Source organism: Alteromonas sp. AWQ4_252 (assembly GCF_056158205.1).
Map to the genome: position 1 here is coordinate 956,251 of NZ_JBSWSV010000001.1, position 17,509 is coordinate 973,759.

Here is a 17,509-nt window from a genome sequence, read left to right on the forward strand (position 1 = left end):
TTATGGCGGTGGTAGAGAATAACAAAGCCACAGGCGAGCAGGCTCATTGGTCGCAAACCAAAGAGGCTGGCACAATGGCTGCCATGCAACTGGTTTTCTTTATTTATCGTGTGTTTGGGCGCTGGGTGTTTTCACTGGTTATGTACCCGGTGGCACTTTATTTTATGTTAGCGCGACCTGCACAGCGCCGTGCGTCACTGCAATACCTCAGAGCGCATTATGAATTTAAGCCAGAAGCCTGGCGCCGTAAACCGGGTTATTGGCATGTGTTATTACACTTTAAATCCTTCGCAGATGTGATTCTGGACAAAATGCTGGGTTGGCTTAACGACATTCAAGAAAGTGATTTTGCACTGGCATCCCCCGAACGGGTTGAGGCGCTGATGAATGACGAGCGCGGTCAGCTCATTATTGGTTCTCACTTCGGTAATTTAGAGTTTTGCCGTGGCTTCATGCACCGCTATCGAAGTAAGGTTATCAATATTCTTCTATACGACAAGCACGCCGGTAATTTTGTCAAAATGATGCAAAAGCAAAACGGCGCTTCCCGGCTCAATGTGTTTCAGGTGGATGAATTTGACGTTACCACCATTATGATGCTTAAAGAAAAGATCGATGCCGGAGAGTGGGTGTTTATTGCTGGCGATCGCATCCCCTTGAGTGGTTTGCAGCGCACCATCAGTGTAAATTTTTTAGGCGATGCAGCGCCGCTGCCAATAGGCCCCTACATGCTTGCGAAAGCGCTGGCGTGCCCGGTAAAACTCATGTTTGCATACCGCAGCCGCGCTTGTGATAACAAAGTGTTGTTTGATGTGGTTCCACTGTGTGAAAAACTCACTATTAGCAGAAAAACCCGTGAGCAGGACTTACAGAGCTACGCCCAGCAGTTCGCTGATGCACTGCAAGGACATTGCCTCAATTCACCGTATCAGTGGTTTAATTTTTACGATTTTTGGCAGCCTGGCGAAGATTATATCGCCCTTAACGGTACTAAACAGGAGAGGGGGTAGTGGTGTCTGAATCTCAGTTCGACGAGCGATTGTTTGCATTGATCCCTCATCGCCCGCCCATGTTGCTGATCAACAAGGTGCTGGACGTTGATGCCCGTTCCTCTTCATCCCTGGTCATTGTAGATGAACATGCATCTTTTTTTGAGACTGGTAAAGGTGTGCCTGCCTGGATTGGTCTTGAATATATGGGCCAAACCGCTGCACTTATCGCCGGGCATCAGTTAGAGCAAGGGTTAGTTGGCCCTCACTTAGGCTTCTTGCTAGGTACAAGAGCGTTTAAAACTGAATGTGACTATTTTTCACCGGGGACCTACAAAGTGCGTTGTGAAGAAACCGCATTGGTCGGTGAAGGGCTTGCAACCTTTAGTTGCTTCATTGAAAATTACGCTCAGGACACACAAGAAATGAACTGTCTGGCAACGGCGAGCCTGTCGGTGTTTCGTCGCCCGATAAACGAATAGGATAGACTTTGAATAATAATAATTACAGACGTGTAGTGATTACCGGCGCAGGTGTTGTATCGGCACTTGGCGATGATTGGGCACAAGTGAAGGCCAGCTTTCAGTCAAAAAAATCGGCTGTTTGCTTTATGGAAGATTGGCAGAAGTACGAAGGACTGGGCACGCACCTCGCTGCACCCGTTCACAACTTTGAAATGCCAGCTCATTTCACCAAAAAGAAAAAGCGCAGCATGGGGCGGGTAGCTCAAATGGGCGTACTAGCTACTGAGCGCGCGTTAGCCGATGCCAATCTTACTGATCATCCGGTTGTTCGTTCTCACGCTACCGGGGTTGCCTATGGTTCTGCAACAGGTAGTAGTCAGGCCGCGCTTGAGTTTGCCCCCATGCTGGAAAATTTGTCTACTTCACGAATTAACAGCAGCACATATTTACGCATGATGAGCCACACCGCGGCAGTGAACATCAGTGTTTACTTTGGTACACAAGGTCGCATGCATACAACGTCAAGTGCCTGTACTGCGGGCAGTCAAGCTATTGGATATGCCTACGAGGCAATTAAGTATGGCATGCAGGATGTGATGATTGCTGGTGGTGCGGAGGAGTTGTGCCCTTCACAGGCTGCTGTTTTCGACACGTTATTCGCGGCCAGTACGAAAAATACTACACCGGAAGCCACACCGCGTCCTTACGACAAAGATCGGGATGGTCTGGTGCTTGGAGAAGGTGCCTGCACCCTTGTTCTTGAGTCTTATGATCATGCGAAAGCCAGAGGAGCAAATATTCTGGCGGAAGTGGTGGGTTACGCTACTAATACTGACGGTACCTATTTGGTTAAGCCAAACCTTGAAACGGTTCAACGCGTTATGTCAGACGCGATGAAGGATGCGGGCGTTAGTGCAGACGATATTGGCTATGTATCGGCTCACGGTACTGCCACTCAGCATGGTGATATTGTAGAAAGTCAGGCAACCTATCAAGTGTTGGGCGCAAAGCCGGTTAGCTCACTGAAAAGTTACACCGGGCATACGTTAGGTGCATGTGGCTCTTTTGAAGTGTGGGCTACGCTGAATATGATGGAAGAAAACTGGTTCGCTCCCACGCTGAACCTGGACAATATTGACCCGGAGTGCGCCCCCTTAGATTTTATTCAGCACGATTGCCGGGATATAAATACCGATCATTTTATTAGTAATAACCTCGCCTTTGGTGGCATCAATACATCATTGGTTATCAAACGGGTGTAATTGATATCGCCCTCAGGTGGGGGCGTTGCTGAATTCTTGTTCCTCTTTAGTTTTGTTTGTCATATAGTTGTGGTTAGCTACAGTGATGTAGCACACGGAAAGATAATTTTAAAAAAGTGATAAACAAGGAGTGAATTAATGACGTTCGCAAAAAAACTATCACAAGCTACCCTCTTAATACTTATGACTGCCACACTTGGTCTGAGTGGTTGTATGTCTACTGGCAACTCAGCTGACGATGAAGCCGCTAATGCCGAAGCAAGAGCGAAAGCTGAAGCAGATATCAAAGCTGAAATGGCAAAAATTCCTGAAAGCTCCAAACTGTCTCAAATTGAACTCGGTATGACAGACACCCGGGTGAGAAAGTTAATTGGAGAGCCTGACGACTCCACTTCCTATCAAACAGGTAAAGCCTGGATCCCATTTTATTATGGTACTGACGTAGCCAGAACAGACTGGTTATATTACGGCGAGGGCCGTGTGGTATTTTCTATTAATCGCTATAGCGGCCAGGCGAAAGTGATTAATGTGATGTACAACCCAGAAGAATGATTTAGATTTTGTTGAAAAAAGCGAGGATACGTCCTCGCTTTTTTAATGGCTGTAAGTGTTACCTTTTCTTCTTTAACGAGGCATGTAACGCGTCAATGTGCTTTCTGAGCAACTTGCCATTGGGCTCTCTTGGCAGCGCATCAACAACATAAACAGGTCTTGGTACGAATGCGCTGTCTAAGCGCTGCTTTAAGAATGTTATTAATTCGGCCTTTTCTACGCCTGTTTTAAGAGCAACGATGGCTACAAGCCTGGTTGTCTGGCCTGCGGTAGTTGGATGAATCACAATGCCATCTTCCAGGCCATCGAACGTTAGCAGTGTTTGGTTTATGTCAAAAAGCGAGCCACGCTTTCCCGCAATTTTGACGAGGTCGGTTGCGCGACCTGCGAGGACAAAATGATTATCGCCCCGTAATTCGATGAAATCCTGTAATGCGGTCGGGCCTGGCAAATGCTCAGCAGTTGCGGTAGTTACTTCGCCGCTTTGATGGAAATCGATACCGGAAAACCTGAGCCAGGCCTTTTCGGTTGCGGTGCGTCTAACCGCCATTGACCCCACTTCGCTGCAGCCATAAACCTCTCTGAGCGGCGCTGAGAATTTTTTTTCAACCGTTTTGGCCAGCTCCACTGTAAGAGGCGAGGTGGCGCAAAGCACTGAGTGTGCACTAAGCGATGATTGCATACTGGCACACAGTGCCCGTAAATGAACCGGAGTCGACACCAGCTGTCTGGGCTCAGGCAGCAATGAAAACGTATCAATGATGTCTTGGGGGAACAGCGGTTTGGCATCGGTCATACACACCGGGCTAAACAGGGGCAGCAGCGCTGAAGTCTCCAGCCCCCACATGTGTTGAGCAGGCATGGTGGCAAGCTGATATAAAGTGGTGTCACAGTCTGGGGTCATAAATGCGTAGTTGATACTGCTGCTGCGGTGCAATGTTCGCCAATATTTCAAATTGGGTTTAGAGCGACCGGTTGAACCTGACGTAAAACTGATACATGCGAGAAAATCGTCATTGATGTTAGGAATATGCATCGATTCAGCATCAGTAGCAGACTGAACAGGGACGGATAAAAGGTTTAAGGAATTCAGGTCCTGATGAATGTCGCAGCCGTCATGAATAACATAACAACGAGAATAATCTTCACTCAACTGTTGCTGAGTGGCGATATTGTGGTTCGGTGGTAGCAGGGTCGTGTGGCCACGTAAAATAGCAGCGCACAGTCCCACGAGAAATAAATAACGATTCCCACACAAATTTATCGCGTAGCAGCCGTCGTTATCCAGCACCTCAGCCACTTGTTGAACATGAGAAACAAAATGCCCAGCAGAGACAATACCTTCAGATAATCCTATGTCCTCAATAGCTTGGGTTAAGAAAGCAATCGGATCAGCGGGTTGACGGTGAACAAGCGGGAAAGTGTTTGGCATGAGAGGTTTTACTACTGGTGTTTGTGGATTAAGGCGACAGTTGAAAACTGGCACTCCATTCGCTTTATTTTCAAGTACTGCTAGTTTAAACTACTGCCGAAATAAACACTAATGTTGTGTCACGGATTGACGTCCCACAAATTAGTTCGTATGACAGCATGCAAGAAAAGTATACCCAAGCGAAAAGCAAAGGAAAGCTTGTCCACTCTTGTCAGTGGGTTGCCTGCTTCTTTCTTATAATAATAATGCCACGCCCAGTTGTATCATGTTAAAACAGCAATTTAGTTCCAAACCCGTACACGAGTTGTTATCACAACCAAATACATTGGCGGTAATGCCTCTTGCTAAGCAGTGTGAGCCCTATGACCCAGGTATGATAACGACAGGTCTGGAAGAGGCCAGTGGTCGCACGATGAACGAGGTATGGACAGTTTCAACGTCGGTTAGCAGAGGGCAGGCGGGACCTTGTTACTGGGCTAAAACTGATGATGTAATGTGCATTGCACATTGGCTGACCAAAGACGAATGCGAAGCCATCGAGAAGAGTACACAAGCGGCTTATACGGCTGTGCTTTCGCTGCTGTCGGAGCATGGCTATGCATATCCCTTCAGATTCTGGAACTATCTGCCAGACATTAACGTCGGAGAAGGTGACCAAGAACTGTATAAAAAGTTTTGTACCGGTCGTTTAAACGCCTTTGAATCAGCAGGTATTAAACCCGACGCTTTTCCTGCAGCTTCAGCCCTGGGGCATCACAGTGAAGGTGCTGTGATTTATGTGTTTGCCAGTAATGTCAAACCAGAACACTTTAAAAACAATCACCAGGTGAATGCTTACGAATACCCCCGCCAGTACGGTATCAGCAGCCCGTCTTTTGCTCGTGCAACAGCATTAACCTTAAAAGATATTCCCTTGTTGTTCATTTCTGGTACAGCCAGCATTATTGGGCACGAAACCTTAGGTGAAGGTGATATCCAACGCCAGCTGGAGGTTACCATGAGCAATATTGGCCACTTACTCGACTCGGCAAATCCACAAGGGTGCCAACTGGCATCATTTAAAGTGTATGTCCGACACCCAGAACATGTAGCGTTTACCCGCCAGTGGCTGGCAGAGCGTTATCCAAACGTTGAGGCCGTGTTCACCCTTGCTGATGTCTGCCGCAAAGCGCTGTTGGTAGAAATCGAATGTTTCTGCATGTAAGTAGATAAAAGCGAACATTCGGCATGATAATCACTCGATTGCGAAAAATCTGGCAAATAGTAAGTGCAGGGATCAGTTACGCCTTATTCGGACTGGGTGCATTAATAGTGGGGATCTTCTTTCGACTAATGAGCCCCATTACGCTTATTTCCCCCGAGAAAAAACAACGTATGATCCGCTGGAGCATTCACAAAGGGTGTTTAACGTTTATTCGAATGATGCGCTTCTTTGGCCTTATTCGCTATAACTTTGATGTTAGCTCTATGAAGCGTGTCAGGCAGGGCCATATTGTTATTGCTAACCATCCCTCATTAATTGACGTTGTACTGCTGTTAGCTGTAAACGAACAAATGTGCTGTTTTGTTAAAAGCGCGGTATGGCATAACTTTTTCACTGGTGCTTTGGTTAAGCAAGCGGGATTTATTCCTAACGATGCAGAACATGTGTTGCCAATGGCGGCAGCAAAACTGGAAGCAGGTGAAAATCTGCTTATTTTTCCAGAGGGTACACGAACTAAAGAAGATAACATCATCCGTTTTAAACGGGGGGCCGCAAACATGGCTGTAGCCGTGAATGCCGCGATAATGCCAGTTGTTATAGAATGTTATCCAAGGGCATTAAAAAAAGGGGATAAGTGGTATGATATCCCAGAAGGTGGTCCTGAATTTACCCTTTCATCGGGCGACCTGCTAGTGTTGGATGACTGTATTGACAGAACACTGCCAAGACCAAAACAATACAGACAATTGACAAAATTTTTAGAAGAGTATTATAAAAACCGGATTGCTGATGGTCATTCGACTTATCCGGGGACAAGTGGAACGCAACAGTAGTGATATACTTATGAATACAGAAAAAGAACAGATTCTGGCTAAAATCAGAGAAATCCTTGTAGACCTTTTTGAACTGGATCCAGCAGAAATTGTTCCGGAAGCCAGACTTTACGAAGATTTGGATATCGACAGCATTGACGCCGTTGATCTATTGGTTGATCTCAAGAAAACCACCAGTGTTGAAGTATCGCCTGCACAATTCAAGCAGGTCAGAACCATTCAGGACGTGGTTGACGTCTTCGCTGAACTTTCTGCCAAAGCGTAACGTCTAATGAAAAAGGTTTGCCTGGATATCGACATTCCGTTCTTCGATGTCGACGCTTATCGTGTTGTGTGGCATGGCAATTATCCCAAGTACATTGAAATGGCTCGTTGTGCATTGTTGGCAGAAATCGGTTGCCCGTACAGTGTGATGGAAGAACAAGGGTTCTTCTTTCCAATTGTGGATATTCAGGTGAAATACATCAAACCGCTTTTGTTTGAACAAAAGGTGGTCGTGGAAACCTGGCTAACAGAATGGGAAAATCGTCTTAAAATTAGTTATGTAATTAAAGACAGAGACACAGGTGAAGTTCACACAAAGGCCAAAACCACCCAGTTCGCCGTGGCAATGCCTGAAATGTTGACCCAATACGTATCTCCTCCTTTTCTGGTTGACGTCGTGAATGCATGGATAAGTGAAGAATGACAAAAACCTTAGGGAAATGGCTTAACAGTATATTTTTTGTTGGCGGGTTAAGTTGCGCGCTAGGCGCACACGGTACTGAAAATGAAAGCGAAGCTCTGTTGGCGACTGTGTTTCCCTCTGGTTGTCACTTCTCTGGCGAATTTATGCAAAGAAAGGCCCTTGAAGGCCTGCCTGTACCCCTTATGTCCACTGGCGATTTCTATTACTCCTGCGATCTCGGGTTGGTGTGGCACACCAGTGAACCGTTTAAAGACGCCATCTTGTACGTTAATGGCAGTAACAACTTCAGGGCGGATGAAACCGGTGAACTCACTCCGCTAACTGGCACCACTCGCTATATAATGTCTAATATTTTTGTGCGTCTGTTGAAAGGTGACACCAGTTATTTTACTGAAGAGTTTGCAATTTCTTCTGCTGAAAACAACGCTATAGTGATGCGTCCGCACAGCGATATCCTGCGCAGAGGGCTGGATAACATTCATATTAAAAAACAGGCGACTGCAGAAGCAGGTATGTCTTTGGAAATAGCTATTACTGACGCCACTGGCCAGCTTACCAGCGTAAATATCACAGATATTAATGAGTACGCTTTTGAAGGCAAACGCAGTGCTTACGAACAATGCCAAACACTGTATGCCGACACTGCTACATGGTGTCAGGTGTTGCGCTCTCCGGCCCGATATCGAACGCGATAAATAACTATGAATGCGTTATTCTCCAGACTGGTTTTTGTGCTTGTTGTTGTCGCAGGTGTTCTGTTTTTTATCGTCAATACTCACCAAATAAACATCGATACCAATCTAAATGATCTCAACCCGGACAAAGTTAACGACCCGGGTTTGCAGTATGCACTGGACTCCTTAACGGAAAACGTAAGTCAACGGTTTGTCATTGCTATTACTGGCGACTTGGAAACACGAACTCAGGAGGCGACAAAAGCCATTCAGTCGAGTATCAACGCGTTACCAGCACTGACAGTGGTGATGGAAGAGGAAGTGCAAAGTGCTTATTTTTCCGCGCTAACGCCTTATCGCTTTAACTTGCTTACTCCGGCTCAGCAAGAAGCACTCATATCGGGGAATAGTCAGCAAATAGCTGAAGAAGCGCAGCGTAAGCTTTATCAGTTTGGTAATGGCGTAAGACTAGTGCCATTTAACGATGACCCCCTGGGTTGGTATTCAGAGTACCTTTTATCAGGGTTGGACGACATGAATGGGGAAGAGGGTGAGGAATTGCCGGCTTCTGTTAACACCTTCTCAGTGATGTTCAACAACTACCCTGCCAGTTTGTCAGAGCAGGAAGCTTTATATCAACAAATCAAAGAGATCGAAGCGCAAGTTGAAGCGCAATTTGATGTGGATATATTGCACTCGGGTATGTTCTTTTTTGCAGTGGATTCTGCCCAGTCAGCGAAGTCAGATATTCAGCTTATTGCGATAGGTTCGGGTGTGGGCGTGCTTGTTCTGATGTTGTTGGTGTTCAGGTCGTTGTTGCCCTTAATGCTATCTCTTACATCAATCGCCATTGGTGTGGGGTTTGGTGTATTGGCCAGTATTGCTGCATTTGGCTCGGTGCACATACTTACCATCGTTTTTGGCGCAAGTTTGATCGGTATCGTTGTGGATTATTCGCTGCATTACTTCTACCACTTTTTATCCCAAAGCGATGAACATCAACAACCCCACAGCGAGAAAGCGAGTACCTTATTCAGAGCAATGTTATTAAGTGTTGTTACATCTCTGGTGGGTTACGGGGCGCTGAGTTTGTCTGAACTCACTATTCTAAAAAAGATAGCTTTGTTTTCCTGTTCCGGCCTGGTAATGGCCTGGTTGAGTGTCATGATCTTCGGGCCATTTATAGTAAAGCGTCCTATTGAAGCCAGACAAACCTTGTTATCCGGTCTTATCAACCTGATGCAAAAAATCTTTGCCCGCCGGCCAGCCTTGCTGGCTGTAGGTGGCGTTGTTGTAGCAATTGGGTGTGGTGTATTTATCTTTACCGGTAATACTGCGGTGAATGATGATCCGCGCCGTTTTTTCCACGTGTCACCAAGCCTATTGCAGCAGGAACAAGATGTCGCTTCACTGACTCAGGTGTATGAACCAGGGCGATATTTACTTGTTCGCGGTGACACTCCGCAGGATATTTTTGATGCGCTGACTTCCCTGTATGAAGTATTGGAAGACGATAGCCAAGGCTTGTCGAGCATTCTTGACTGGTTGCCCTCACCTAAAGAGCAGCGAGAAAATTACGTCTTGCAAGGCTCTTTGTACGCGAGCGGCGGCGCGCTTGATGAGTTTTCCGGTAAGCTCGGTATGCCTGATAGCACTTTTGATGCAGTAAAAAGGCAATATACAAATGCTGAGAATAGCGTCATTAGCTTTTCTGACCTCATGGAACAATTGCCATCGTTACCGCCATTGTGGATAGCCCATGACGGTGGCCTGTACAGCTTCGCTTTGATTAAGAAAAACAGCAATCTTGCTAGCATTGAAACCGCCAGTCAGAGCGTTACGAATGTCACGTATGTCAATACACTGGCCAATGCATCTCAGGCCTTGCAGCAGCAGCGGGAAGCAGGGACAAAACTGTTAGTGCTGGCTTATGGGCTTATTGCATTGCTGTTATTACTCTATTATCGCAAAGTGTCTGCTGTCATGTTGTTACTGGTACCTGCAGCGGCGAGCCTGATAGCGGTGGCGATGGTTTTGGCAATGGGGCAGGCGCTGACCATATTCCACGTGATGGCGTTGTTCTTAGTCCTTGGGCTGGGTATGGATTATATTATTTTCGCCAAAGAAATGGCTAACCAGCGCCGCACAACACAGCAGGCAATTCTGTTATCGGCAGTGACCAGTTTACTGTCATTCGGTTTGTTGGCGTTTAGTTCCATGCCCATTGTCCAGGCATTTGGAAGTATTATTCTTATTGGAAATACCATTAATTTTATTGCAGCAATTAGCCTGTTTAATGGTGATGAAGTAAAGCAGGAAGACAACACCTATGTCAGATAAAAAAAGAGTACTGGTTACCGGTGCCAGTAGTGGAATTGGTATGGCTACGGCTTACAAATTAGCCGAACAAGGGTTTGCCATAGCCGTACATTATCGCAGTGGAAAAGACGCCGCCGAGAAAGTGGCTAAAGATATTGCTGAATCGGGTGGCGAAGCAAGTACCCTGCAATTTGACATTGCAGACAGAGACGGTACAAGGGCAGCTATTGAAGCGGATATCGAAGCACATGGTGCTTATTATGGTGTGGTATGTAATGCTGGTGTGACTCGTGACACGGCATTTCCCGCCATGACCAGTGAAGAGTGGGACGGCGTGGTACACACAAACCTGGATGGTTTTTATAATGTACTGCATCCCACTATTATGCCAATGATCCGCCTGCGCAAAGGTGGACGGATAGTCACCTTGTCGTCCGTTTCCGGTCTGATGGGGAACCGCGGTCAGACAAATTACAGCGCATCAAAAGCCGGTATTATCGGTGCAACAAAAGCGCTTGCCATTGAGCTTGGAAAACGGAAAATTACCGTTAATTGTGTGGCGCCCGGCGTTATTGAAACCGGTATGATTGAAGGCGCTATTGCCGATGAAGCGAAGAAAATGATTCCCTTAGGCACCTTTGGGCACGTCGATGATGTGGCCAATACCATTGGCTTTCTTATCTCTGACAGTGCCAAGTATATTACGCGCCAGGTTATCAGCGTAAACGGCGGCATGTACTAAATTACCCTTAATCTACAACATTTGGAAAACGGAGTTTCTCATGAAGCACCTATTAATAGCAGTGACAGCTTTAGTGCTGTCTTTCTCAGCCCATGCAGCAGTTGACAGTCAATATCAGGATTTGGCTGATATGATTTTATCCGGTGATATGAAGCAACTAAAAGTGGCTTCAAAGAAGATTTATGACAACAAAATCTCCGACCCTGCATTATTGGATATTGCAGCAGAAGTACTGTTGAAAAAATATCCTGACGTATATGCGTCAGATGTGGACACTCTCGCCTGGCTATCCAGAGCTATTGGCGCCTCTGAAAATGGTCGTTACTACAGTGCGTTGTCTGAAGTAGTAAATAAAACGGAGTTTGATAAGTTAGAACGTCACGCCGATAAAGCGTTGGATATGCTACCTGGAGAAGAGGGCGAGCAATATGTGGCGGGCATGTATCAACTGCCTGAAGGTATTTATGAAAAAGAAGCGGCTTCAAGCCTGGTGGTTCGGTTGAAGTCTCTGATGCTAGCCGGTGACTTGAAAAGCTTGAAACAGGCTGCGAAAGAGATGGTCAGCACCCGTACTAAAGATCAAATGCTGGCTGATATAGCGGCTGAAATTTTGCTAGAGAATTACGCCACAGCACAAAAGCATCAACTTGATACCTTTGCATGGTTGAGTAATGCCATCGGCAGTACTGGCTCAGCCCGATATACCGAAGCTTTGCGGGAAATTGAAGAAAACAGCGAATTTAGAAAACTAAGACGGTACGCTGAAGCGAATCGGGAGAAGCTGGCAGAAGAAACAGTTGACCAGTATCAGCGGGGCATGTTTGACGAACCGCTTCCGGATTATGCATATTGATGTTCTGACGGTAAAAAACTTTTACCCAAGTGTGAATGATTTGAAGGAGCACAATCTTGCTCCTTTTTTATTTCCACAAAACCTGCACTTATCGACGCTCGCAAGCTACTACCGGCCAATACCCCTAAGATTTTATACATTGTTGAAGAATTATTTCCCATTGTCTGGCATTTAATATAAATATGTGATGTTATCTCATTTCTTTTTAATTGAGAGAAAATATACAACCTTTGAATACACATTTTAAACAATATTAGTAATCATCTTATTGCAACAGAATGTTAAGGGATAAATTATGTTCACCGAAGAAATGGTATATACCGCATTACAAACATGGTGCGATAACGTGGTAAAAGTAGGCAAAGTGCATGCAGAAGGAGGTGATGCCAAAGCCGTTGCCAATCAGGTGCTATCTGATCATTATGATTATGACAATGGCAAAGTGCTGTTTAAACCTACACTGACTTTTGGCCAGCAAACATTCCGCACCACTAAAGAAGGCGCTCTGTCGTATTTCGTAGGTGGTAACAGCGACTATCCTGACGATGGTGGTTTTAAGCTAAAACCCTGGGTGAAAGTATGGTACAGCAAGGAAGATTTCATTCTTAATGATAACCTGGCTATTGTGCAGTGTAACGTGCACTTTATAGGTTCTGACGACAGTCATATTTTCGTAAACAAGAGCTTTGTCTTTAAGCTGTGTGATGATGGCAAGGTAAGAATTATACTGCATCAATCTTCACTACCTTATCAGCCGTAACTAACAAGCTGAAATCAGAAAGGCGGAAAGCCGCCTTTCTTCAAGAGCTATTAGCCTTACCTGAAGACAAACATTTTAATGAGAAAGGCCAATGAAATGATAAAAAAGACAACTCCAAACCAGCGCCCCTTAGGCTTGTTTTTTTGCGCCTGATTCTCGTCTTTGGTTGTTTCGTTCGATGAAGGTTGTTTTTCAGGTTTAGGGTCTGTAGAGGAGGATTGTTTAATTAAGGAAAGCTCATTTCCGTTGAGGTCGGCTACCTGCAAAAACAAATTCTGATTTTCTTTGTATAAACGCAACTCAATTCTTGGCTCGCCGGCTTTAGCTGGTTTTATACCCTCAATTTCAAAAACCCCAAGTGCAGTTGTATCTTTCACTTTTTCCCCGTTACCTTTGAACAATCGTACAGAAATAGCTGATTGATTGTCTTCTGCTGTCGAGAATTCCTGTTTGAAAGGGGTAGATAAATCGGTACCTTTATCAACCATTGGAGTAAAAACTCCACCCAGAGTCTCTATGCCAATCGCTTCACTAAGGGTGCCATCGGATGCAAGCGCTAAATTACTGTCAATGAGCAGCTTGATAGGTTTGATATTGACTGATGTTTCCTGCGTGCTCGTGAGGGTTAGAAATAAATCACCTTTTTTGTCGGGGTTTCTTACATCAGGGAGCCCGTAATCGCGTAATTTAAGAACTTGTCCATCCTGGTAGGCTGGTTTCATCTGTAATTGAACTGTCACTTCGCCGGGGGTGGTGTAGGTAAATTTCTCTGATGTACCCCATAATTTATCGCTGACCTGCACGGTGGTATGGAGATCCAGACCATCAATGCGATGGTGATTGTCAGCAGGCATATCAATATGTACATATAAATCACCCGCCGGCTGGTCGCCAATGCCGGGCTTGCCTTCTCCTTTTAGCCTTATGCGTGAGCCATCAGTAACACCTGCTGGAATTCGAACCCGAAGCACACGCTGTTGTGCGCCCTGAGGGACTTTGATGTCGACTTCCCGACTCTCAAAAGACTGGGCCAGGGTATACGCCAGCTTGTAGGTAATATCCAAGCTGTCGCTTGGTGATTGTCGTTCCTCCCTTGGGGCAGATTGAGGTGACTCGGTTTGTTTACTGTCCGGGAATTTGGCATCGATAATGGAATTCAGGGTAAGCTTGTCGCGGCCAGTGGTTAATGCAGCGGCTTCAATCATTGTATGACGCTCAGAGGGAGTGAGTGCTTGCTCTCTGGACTGATATTTAGACAGGCTGACGATCCACTGATGAAATGCTTTTTGCTGCGAAGAGGTATTGGCTACTTTTGTTTCAATTTGACTAATTAAAGCCTCAAGCTCTTCAGAGGATAATTCGACCAATTCAGCTAAGGCCGTGAGCATTACTCTGTCCTGAGGTAACACTTCACCTTGTTGCAAAAAGCAGGCTTCTATTTTATCCACAACCGGAGTAAGTTCGGCCCGAAAGCTCACGTCACCAGCCACAAAAGTTTCAGTGGTATCATCCTGAATGTTTTCAGCAGTAGACTTACTGGCAGATTTAAGCGCCGTAAGCATGTCTGCCGCATTCTCGAAGCGATTTTCCTTACGTTGCTCCAGTGCTTTTACAATGATGGCATTTATGTCATCACCAAGGTTGGGCTGATAAGTCTTTGGATCCTGAAAGCGACCCTCCGGTAATGTTCCGGTTAGCATTCGGTATGCCACCACGCCTACGCTGTAAATGTCACTTCTGGCATCTACGTGTTTAGCACTCTGACGTTGTTCTGGCGCCATGTAATTTCGGCTTCCCATACCAATACCACTGTAACTAATATCTGAATTAGGCGCTTTAGCAATACCAAAATCACACAGTTTCACATCGTTATGCGTATCAAGCAGAATATTTGCCGGTTTGATATCTCTGTGTACTAACCCTGCTTTGTGAACATCTTCTAAGGCAATTAGCAACTGCTCTAGGAATACCAGGGCTTGTGGTACAGGTAGTGACTTTGGGCGGGACTCTGGGTCGAGTTCTGAAATAACCGATACGTCGGTATCGTCTGTTCCCAGCAGGTTTCTCAAAGAGCTATTGAGATAAGGCATTACATAGTACGGAACGCCAGTTTCTGTTTCGTCAAAATCGTAGACGTCTACAATATAAGCGTTGCGGCTCAGTTGGCGCAGCACTTTTGCTTCATTTAAAAATCGGGTACGCAATACTTCGGAGGCATCAGAGGCGGTGCTGGTAGCCTGATTTGCCAGGTTTTCGTCCTTTATCTGGAAAACCTTGATGGCCACTTTCTCTCTCAATCGAGGGTCTTCAGCTAAGTAAACCGCACCAAATCCCCCTGAGCCTAGTTCCCTCTCTACTTTGTACTTGCCGATTTTGTCCATAATGACTACTTATCTTTTCTGACTACTGCACACTGCCTGTCAATAATATGACCTAAAGTCTGGTTAATATCAAACCACCATCTGATCAAAATTTGCGCGCAAAAAGAAGTTAATATACTCTACTTTGGTATAAAAAATACGCAGATCCTCTTATAGCCAAATTCAAAAGGACAGGTTGGGCGTGGGTGGTATGAATTCAATTTATTGTAGTGCGTTTCCAAAAACCGCTAAAACGTTTTTGCGGCAGCTTTTTCTGTTAGCGTGCATGATAATGTGGGGTGGTACCTTGCCCGTTTGGTCGGCGCCAGATGTTGCGCAGACAACGGCTTCTCCCCCTGCCATTGATACCGTCGCATTTGCTGGCATCACGTTTTTAGGAGGAAAACAGGATCTTGATATTCAGTATCCGCTGACCTCTTCGGTAGTAAAAAGCAGTAATCTCAACGCAATGCTCTATCAGGCGATTGCAAATAAGCCCCCCCGCAACATGACAGTGTCAGCCAGCAGCCTCGACAAAGACGACGGCCACAAATATGCCATCAGTATGCTGATTGATAGCGAAGCTGTATCACAAGAACAAGTAGTCTTATCTAAGAAAAAAGCTTTTCCTTGGTGGGTGCAGATATCCGCACAATTAGTGATATTTGATGTTAAGGCATCTCAGCTTGTGTATACCAAAACCTTACCTATTCTTCGGTGCACAGACATTGCCAGCAAGCCGCCATCTGATGATGAAATTTCACTGCAGGTGAAGGCAATGCTGACCACTGATGTGTGTGGTGACCATCAGGGCCTTATTCAATACTTTGCCGACGCCTTGCATCAGGCACCTGCGCCAGCAAAGGCCAGTTTGGTTCAGTTTGCTGTCTCTGACGTTGTGATAGGCGACAAGGCCTTGCCTTATTTACCTGACCGGCTCAAGGGCAGTGGTCTTGATGTATACAAACGTTATGTGGCCAACCAATTAACAAAAGCCTTGTCGGAAACACAGAATATAGCAGTGCAGCCTTTCACGGCAGATCAGTCGGTACTGCAAATGCAAGGGCGCTTTTTCGGTGGTGAGCAAACCTATCAGCTCACGCTACCAAAGCCATATTACAAGGTTGCGTTTACCTTGCGAGGGTTCAAAAAAGTCCCCTATAGTAAGAATAAAGCCGGAGAATCAAATTACTATGGCGTGTTTAGTGAATTAGCGGTGGTGAAGAATCTTAAGCGGGGCGATGAGGAGGTCTTCCGCCAACAACTGAAATACGTTACCAATGAGAAGCTACCAAGTGGTTTCCTATCCCATGAGGAATGGCATTTCTTTGACACCAACCTATTGTCGTTAATTTATAAAGCTAACACCGAAATTTACGACGACCGTACCGATTTCATGAAAACACAAGGTTTTGATCGCAGTCAGCAAAGGGCCTTCTTCAAACAATTCGATAAACTCAAGGAGGCGTACGCATCGTGCCGTTTATAAGATTCAGTCTGCTACTAGTATGTGTATTACTGGCTTCTCACAGTGTCGCCAGGGAAGTGCGTATAGAAGGGTATTCTATCCTGACTAGCTCGAAAATCAGTGATGCAGACAAGGAACAGCAAGTTGCAGAGGCGCTGTATCAGGCCGTGCTCGACTATTACGGCGACACTGACCCCAATATGCTGACTTTTATTGAGGAAAAAATTCCCAAAACACTGATGCAAAAGAACATCGCAAAACTGATAAACGACTATCGGGTAGACCAAGGCTATGACGATAAAGGTCAATGGGTGACAGATGTGGTAGCCAGTTTCAAGAAATCAGACTTTGAAAAGCGCTTACAAAAACTGGCGTCTTCGCAACAGGCTATCACTTTAGTTGTGGTGGAGTTTGTAGGAGTGAATGAAAAACGCTTACCAGCCGCGTCCAACTCTTTTTCCCTCCCACTAACAGCAGCATTGGGAGGTGGGAATATTGAGGTTTCTACACAATATGATGAACTATCAGACCGCACTGGCGGCATGTTTAATTACGCTTTAATGGAAAAAGAATATGTCGACAGGGGAAACGTGGCTGCAGCGCCTCTAAACGCCGCAGCCAAAGCTAAGGCCGGTGGCGCAAAAGCTTTCAGTGCTATTGTGACTCACACCCTGATATTCAGCGGCATAGATACACTCAGGCCGGATATCCATCAGGTAAAGTTGAATAGCACGGCTGTCATTATCGATGCATACACTAATGACAAAACCACACTTAACGTTTCAAATACTTTAGGTGAAGGCGAAACAAAACAAATAGCGACCCAGGCGGGAATTAATATCGCATCAAGAAAACTAGCGGGAAAAATAAAAAGTCACTTTTTACAAATGCTGTAATTCAGAGGATAGG

Annotated in this window: 17 protein-coding genes; 15 read left to right on the forward strand and 2 right to left on the reverse strand. The window is 45.7% G+C overall.

Annotated features, from left to right (window positions below):
• Positions 1-2 precede the first annotated feature (2 nt).
• The 4 genes from ACXACM_RS04255 (at position 3) to ACXACM_RS04270 (ending at position 3,267) form a co-directional block, all read left to right on the forward strand.
• Entirely contained in the window at positions 3-1,010 is a 1,008-nt protein-coding gene (locus ACXACM_RS04255; RefSeq protein WP_474820016.1) for an LpxL/LpxP family acyltransferase, read from the forward strand.
• 2 nt (positions 1,011-1,012) lie between these two features.
• Positions 1,013-1,471: a hotdog family protein gene (locus ACXACM_RS04260; RefSeq protein ID WP_474820018.1), complete on the forward strand. Its 459-nt coding sequence runs from the start codon at positions 1,013-1,015 to the stop codon at positions 1,469-1,471.
• Between the two features lie 8 nt (positions 1,472-1,479).
• Positions 1,480-2,715 (forward strand): beta-ketoacyl-ACP synthase, encoded by a 1,236-nt coding sequence (locus tag ACXACM_RS04265; protein WP_474820019.1) that lies wholly within the window; start codon positions 1,480-1,482, stop codon positions 2,713-2,715.
• 138 nt (positions 2,716-2,853) lie between these two features.
• Positions 2,854-3,267, forward strand: coding sequence for a hypothetical protein (locus tag ACXACM_RS04270; protein ID WP_474820020.1), 414 nt, complete (start codon positions 2,854-2,856; stop codon positions 3,265-3,267).
• A 58-nt stretch (positions 3,268-3,325) separates the two neighbouring features.
• On the opposite strand, the gene ACXACM_RS04275 is transcribed toward ACXACM_RS04270, so the two are convergent.
• Positions 3,326-4,699 carry an AMP-binding protein gene (locus ACXACM_RS04275; RefSeq protein WP_474820021.1) on the reverse strand — a complete coding sequence of 458 codons (1,374 nt, stop codon included), beginning with the start codon at positions 4,697-4,699 and terminating at the stop codon, positions 3,326-3,328.
• A gap of 265 nt (positions 4,700-4,964) precedes the next feature.
• Here ACXACM_RS04275 and ACXACM_RS04280 point away from each other — a divergent pair, with 265 nt between their 5' ends.
• The 9 genes from ACXACM_RS04280 to ACXACM_RS04320 all read left to right on the forward strand — a co-directional run bounded on the left by ACXACM_RS04280 (position 4,965) and on the right by ACXACM_RS04320 (position 12,772).
• Positions 4,965-5,903 (forward strand): chorismate transformation FkbO/Hyg5 family protein, encoded by a 939-nt coding sequence (locus ACXACM_RS04280; protein WP_474820023.1) that lies wholly within the window; start codon positions 4,965-4,967, stop codon positions 5,901-5,903.
• A gap of 23 nt (positions 5,904-5,926) precedes the next feature.
• Complete coding sequence (locus tag ACXACM_RS04285; protein WP_474820024.1) at positions 5,927-6,736, forward strand: lysophospholipid acyltransferase family protein; 810 nt, start codon at positions 5,927-5,929, stop codon at positions 6,734-6,736.
• 10 nt (positions 6,737-6,746) lie between these two features.
• Complete coding sequence (locus ACXACM_RS04290; protein ID WP_474820025.1) at positions 6,747-7,001, forward strand: acyl carrier protein; 255 nt, start codon at positions 6,747-6,749, stop codon at positions 6,999-7,001.
• Positions 7,002-7,007: 6 nt separating this feature from the next.
• Entirely contained in the window at positions 7,008-7,424 is a 417-nt protein-coding gene (locus ACXACM_RS04295) for an acyl-CoA thioesterase (protein ID WP_474820026.1), read from the forward strand.
• Positions 7,421-8,119 (forward strand): outer membrane lipoprotein carrier protein LolA, encoded by a 699-nt coding sequence (locus tag ACXACM_RS04300; protein WP_474820028.1) that lies wholly within the window; start codon positions 7,421-7,423, stop codon positions 8,117-8,119. Before ACXACM_RS04295 ends, ACXACM_RS04300 begins: the two co-directional genes overlap by 4 nt.
• Positions 8,120-8,125: 6 nt before the next feature.
• Entirely contained in the window at positions 8,126-10,438 is a 2,313-nt protein-coding gene (locus ACXACM_RS04305) for an MMPL family transporter (RefSeq protein ID WP_474820029.1), read from the forward strand.
• Positions 10,428-11,159 (forward strand): 3-oxoacyl-ACP reductase FabG, encoded by a 732-nt coding sequence (fabG, locus tag ACXACM_RS04310; protein WP_474820030.1) that lies wholly within the window; start codon positions 10,428-10,430, stop codon positions 11,157-11,159. The genes ACXACM_RS04305 and fabG overlap by 11 nt, the downstream gene beginning before the upstream one ends.
• A gap of 40 nt (positions 11,160-11,199) precedes the next feature.
• Positions 11,200-12,012 (forward strand): hypothetical protein, encoded by an 813-nt coding sequence (locus ACXACM_RS04315; protein WP_474820032.1) that lies wholly within the window; start codon positions 11,200-11,202, stop codon positions 12,010-12,012.
• A 295-nt stretch (positions 12,013-12,307) separates the two neighbouring features.
• Positions 12,308-12,772, forward strand: coding sequence for a hypothetical protein (locus ACXACM_RS04320; RefSeq protein ID WP_474820033.1), 465 nt, complete (start codon positions 12,308-12,310; stop codon positions 12,770-12,772).
• Between the two features lie 56 nt (positions 12,773-12,828).
• On the opposite strand, the gene ACXACM_RS04325 is transcribed toward ACXACM_RS04320, so the two are convergent.
• Positions 12,829-15,153 carry a protein kinase domain-containing protein gene (locus ACXACM_RS04325; protein ID WP_474820035.1) on the reverse strand — a complete coding sequence of 775 codons (2,325 nt, stop codon included), beginning with the start codon at positions 15,151-15,153 and terminating at the stop codon, positions 12,829-12,831.
• 190 nt (positions 15,154-15,343) lie between these two features.
• Between ACXACM_RS04325 and ACXACM_RS04330 the strand changes: the two genes are divergently transcribed.
• Complete coding sequence (locus tag ACXACM_RS04330) at positions 15,344-16,621, forward strand: hypothetical protein (RefSeq protein WP_474820036.1); 1,278 nt, start codon at positions 15,344-15,346, stop codon at positions 16,619-16,621.
• Entirely contained in the window at positions 16,609-17,496 is an 888-nt protein-coding gene (locus ACXACM_RS04335; protein ID WP_474820037.1) for a hypothetical protein, read from the forward strand. The genes ACXACM_RS04330 and ACXACM_RS04335 overlap by 13 nt, the downstream gene beginning before the upstream one ends.
• Positions 17,497-17,509 lie beyond the last annotated feature (13 nt).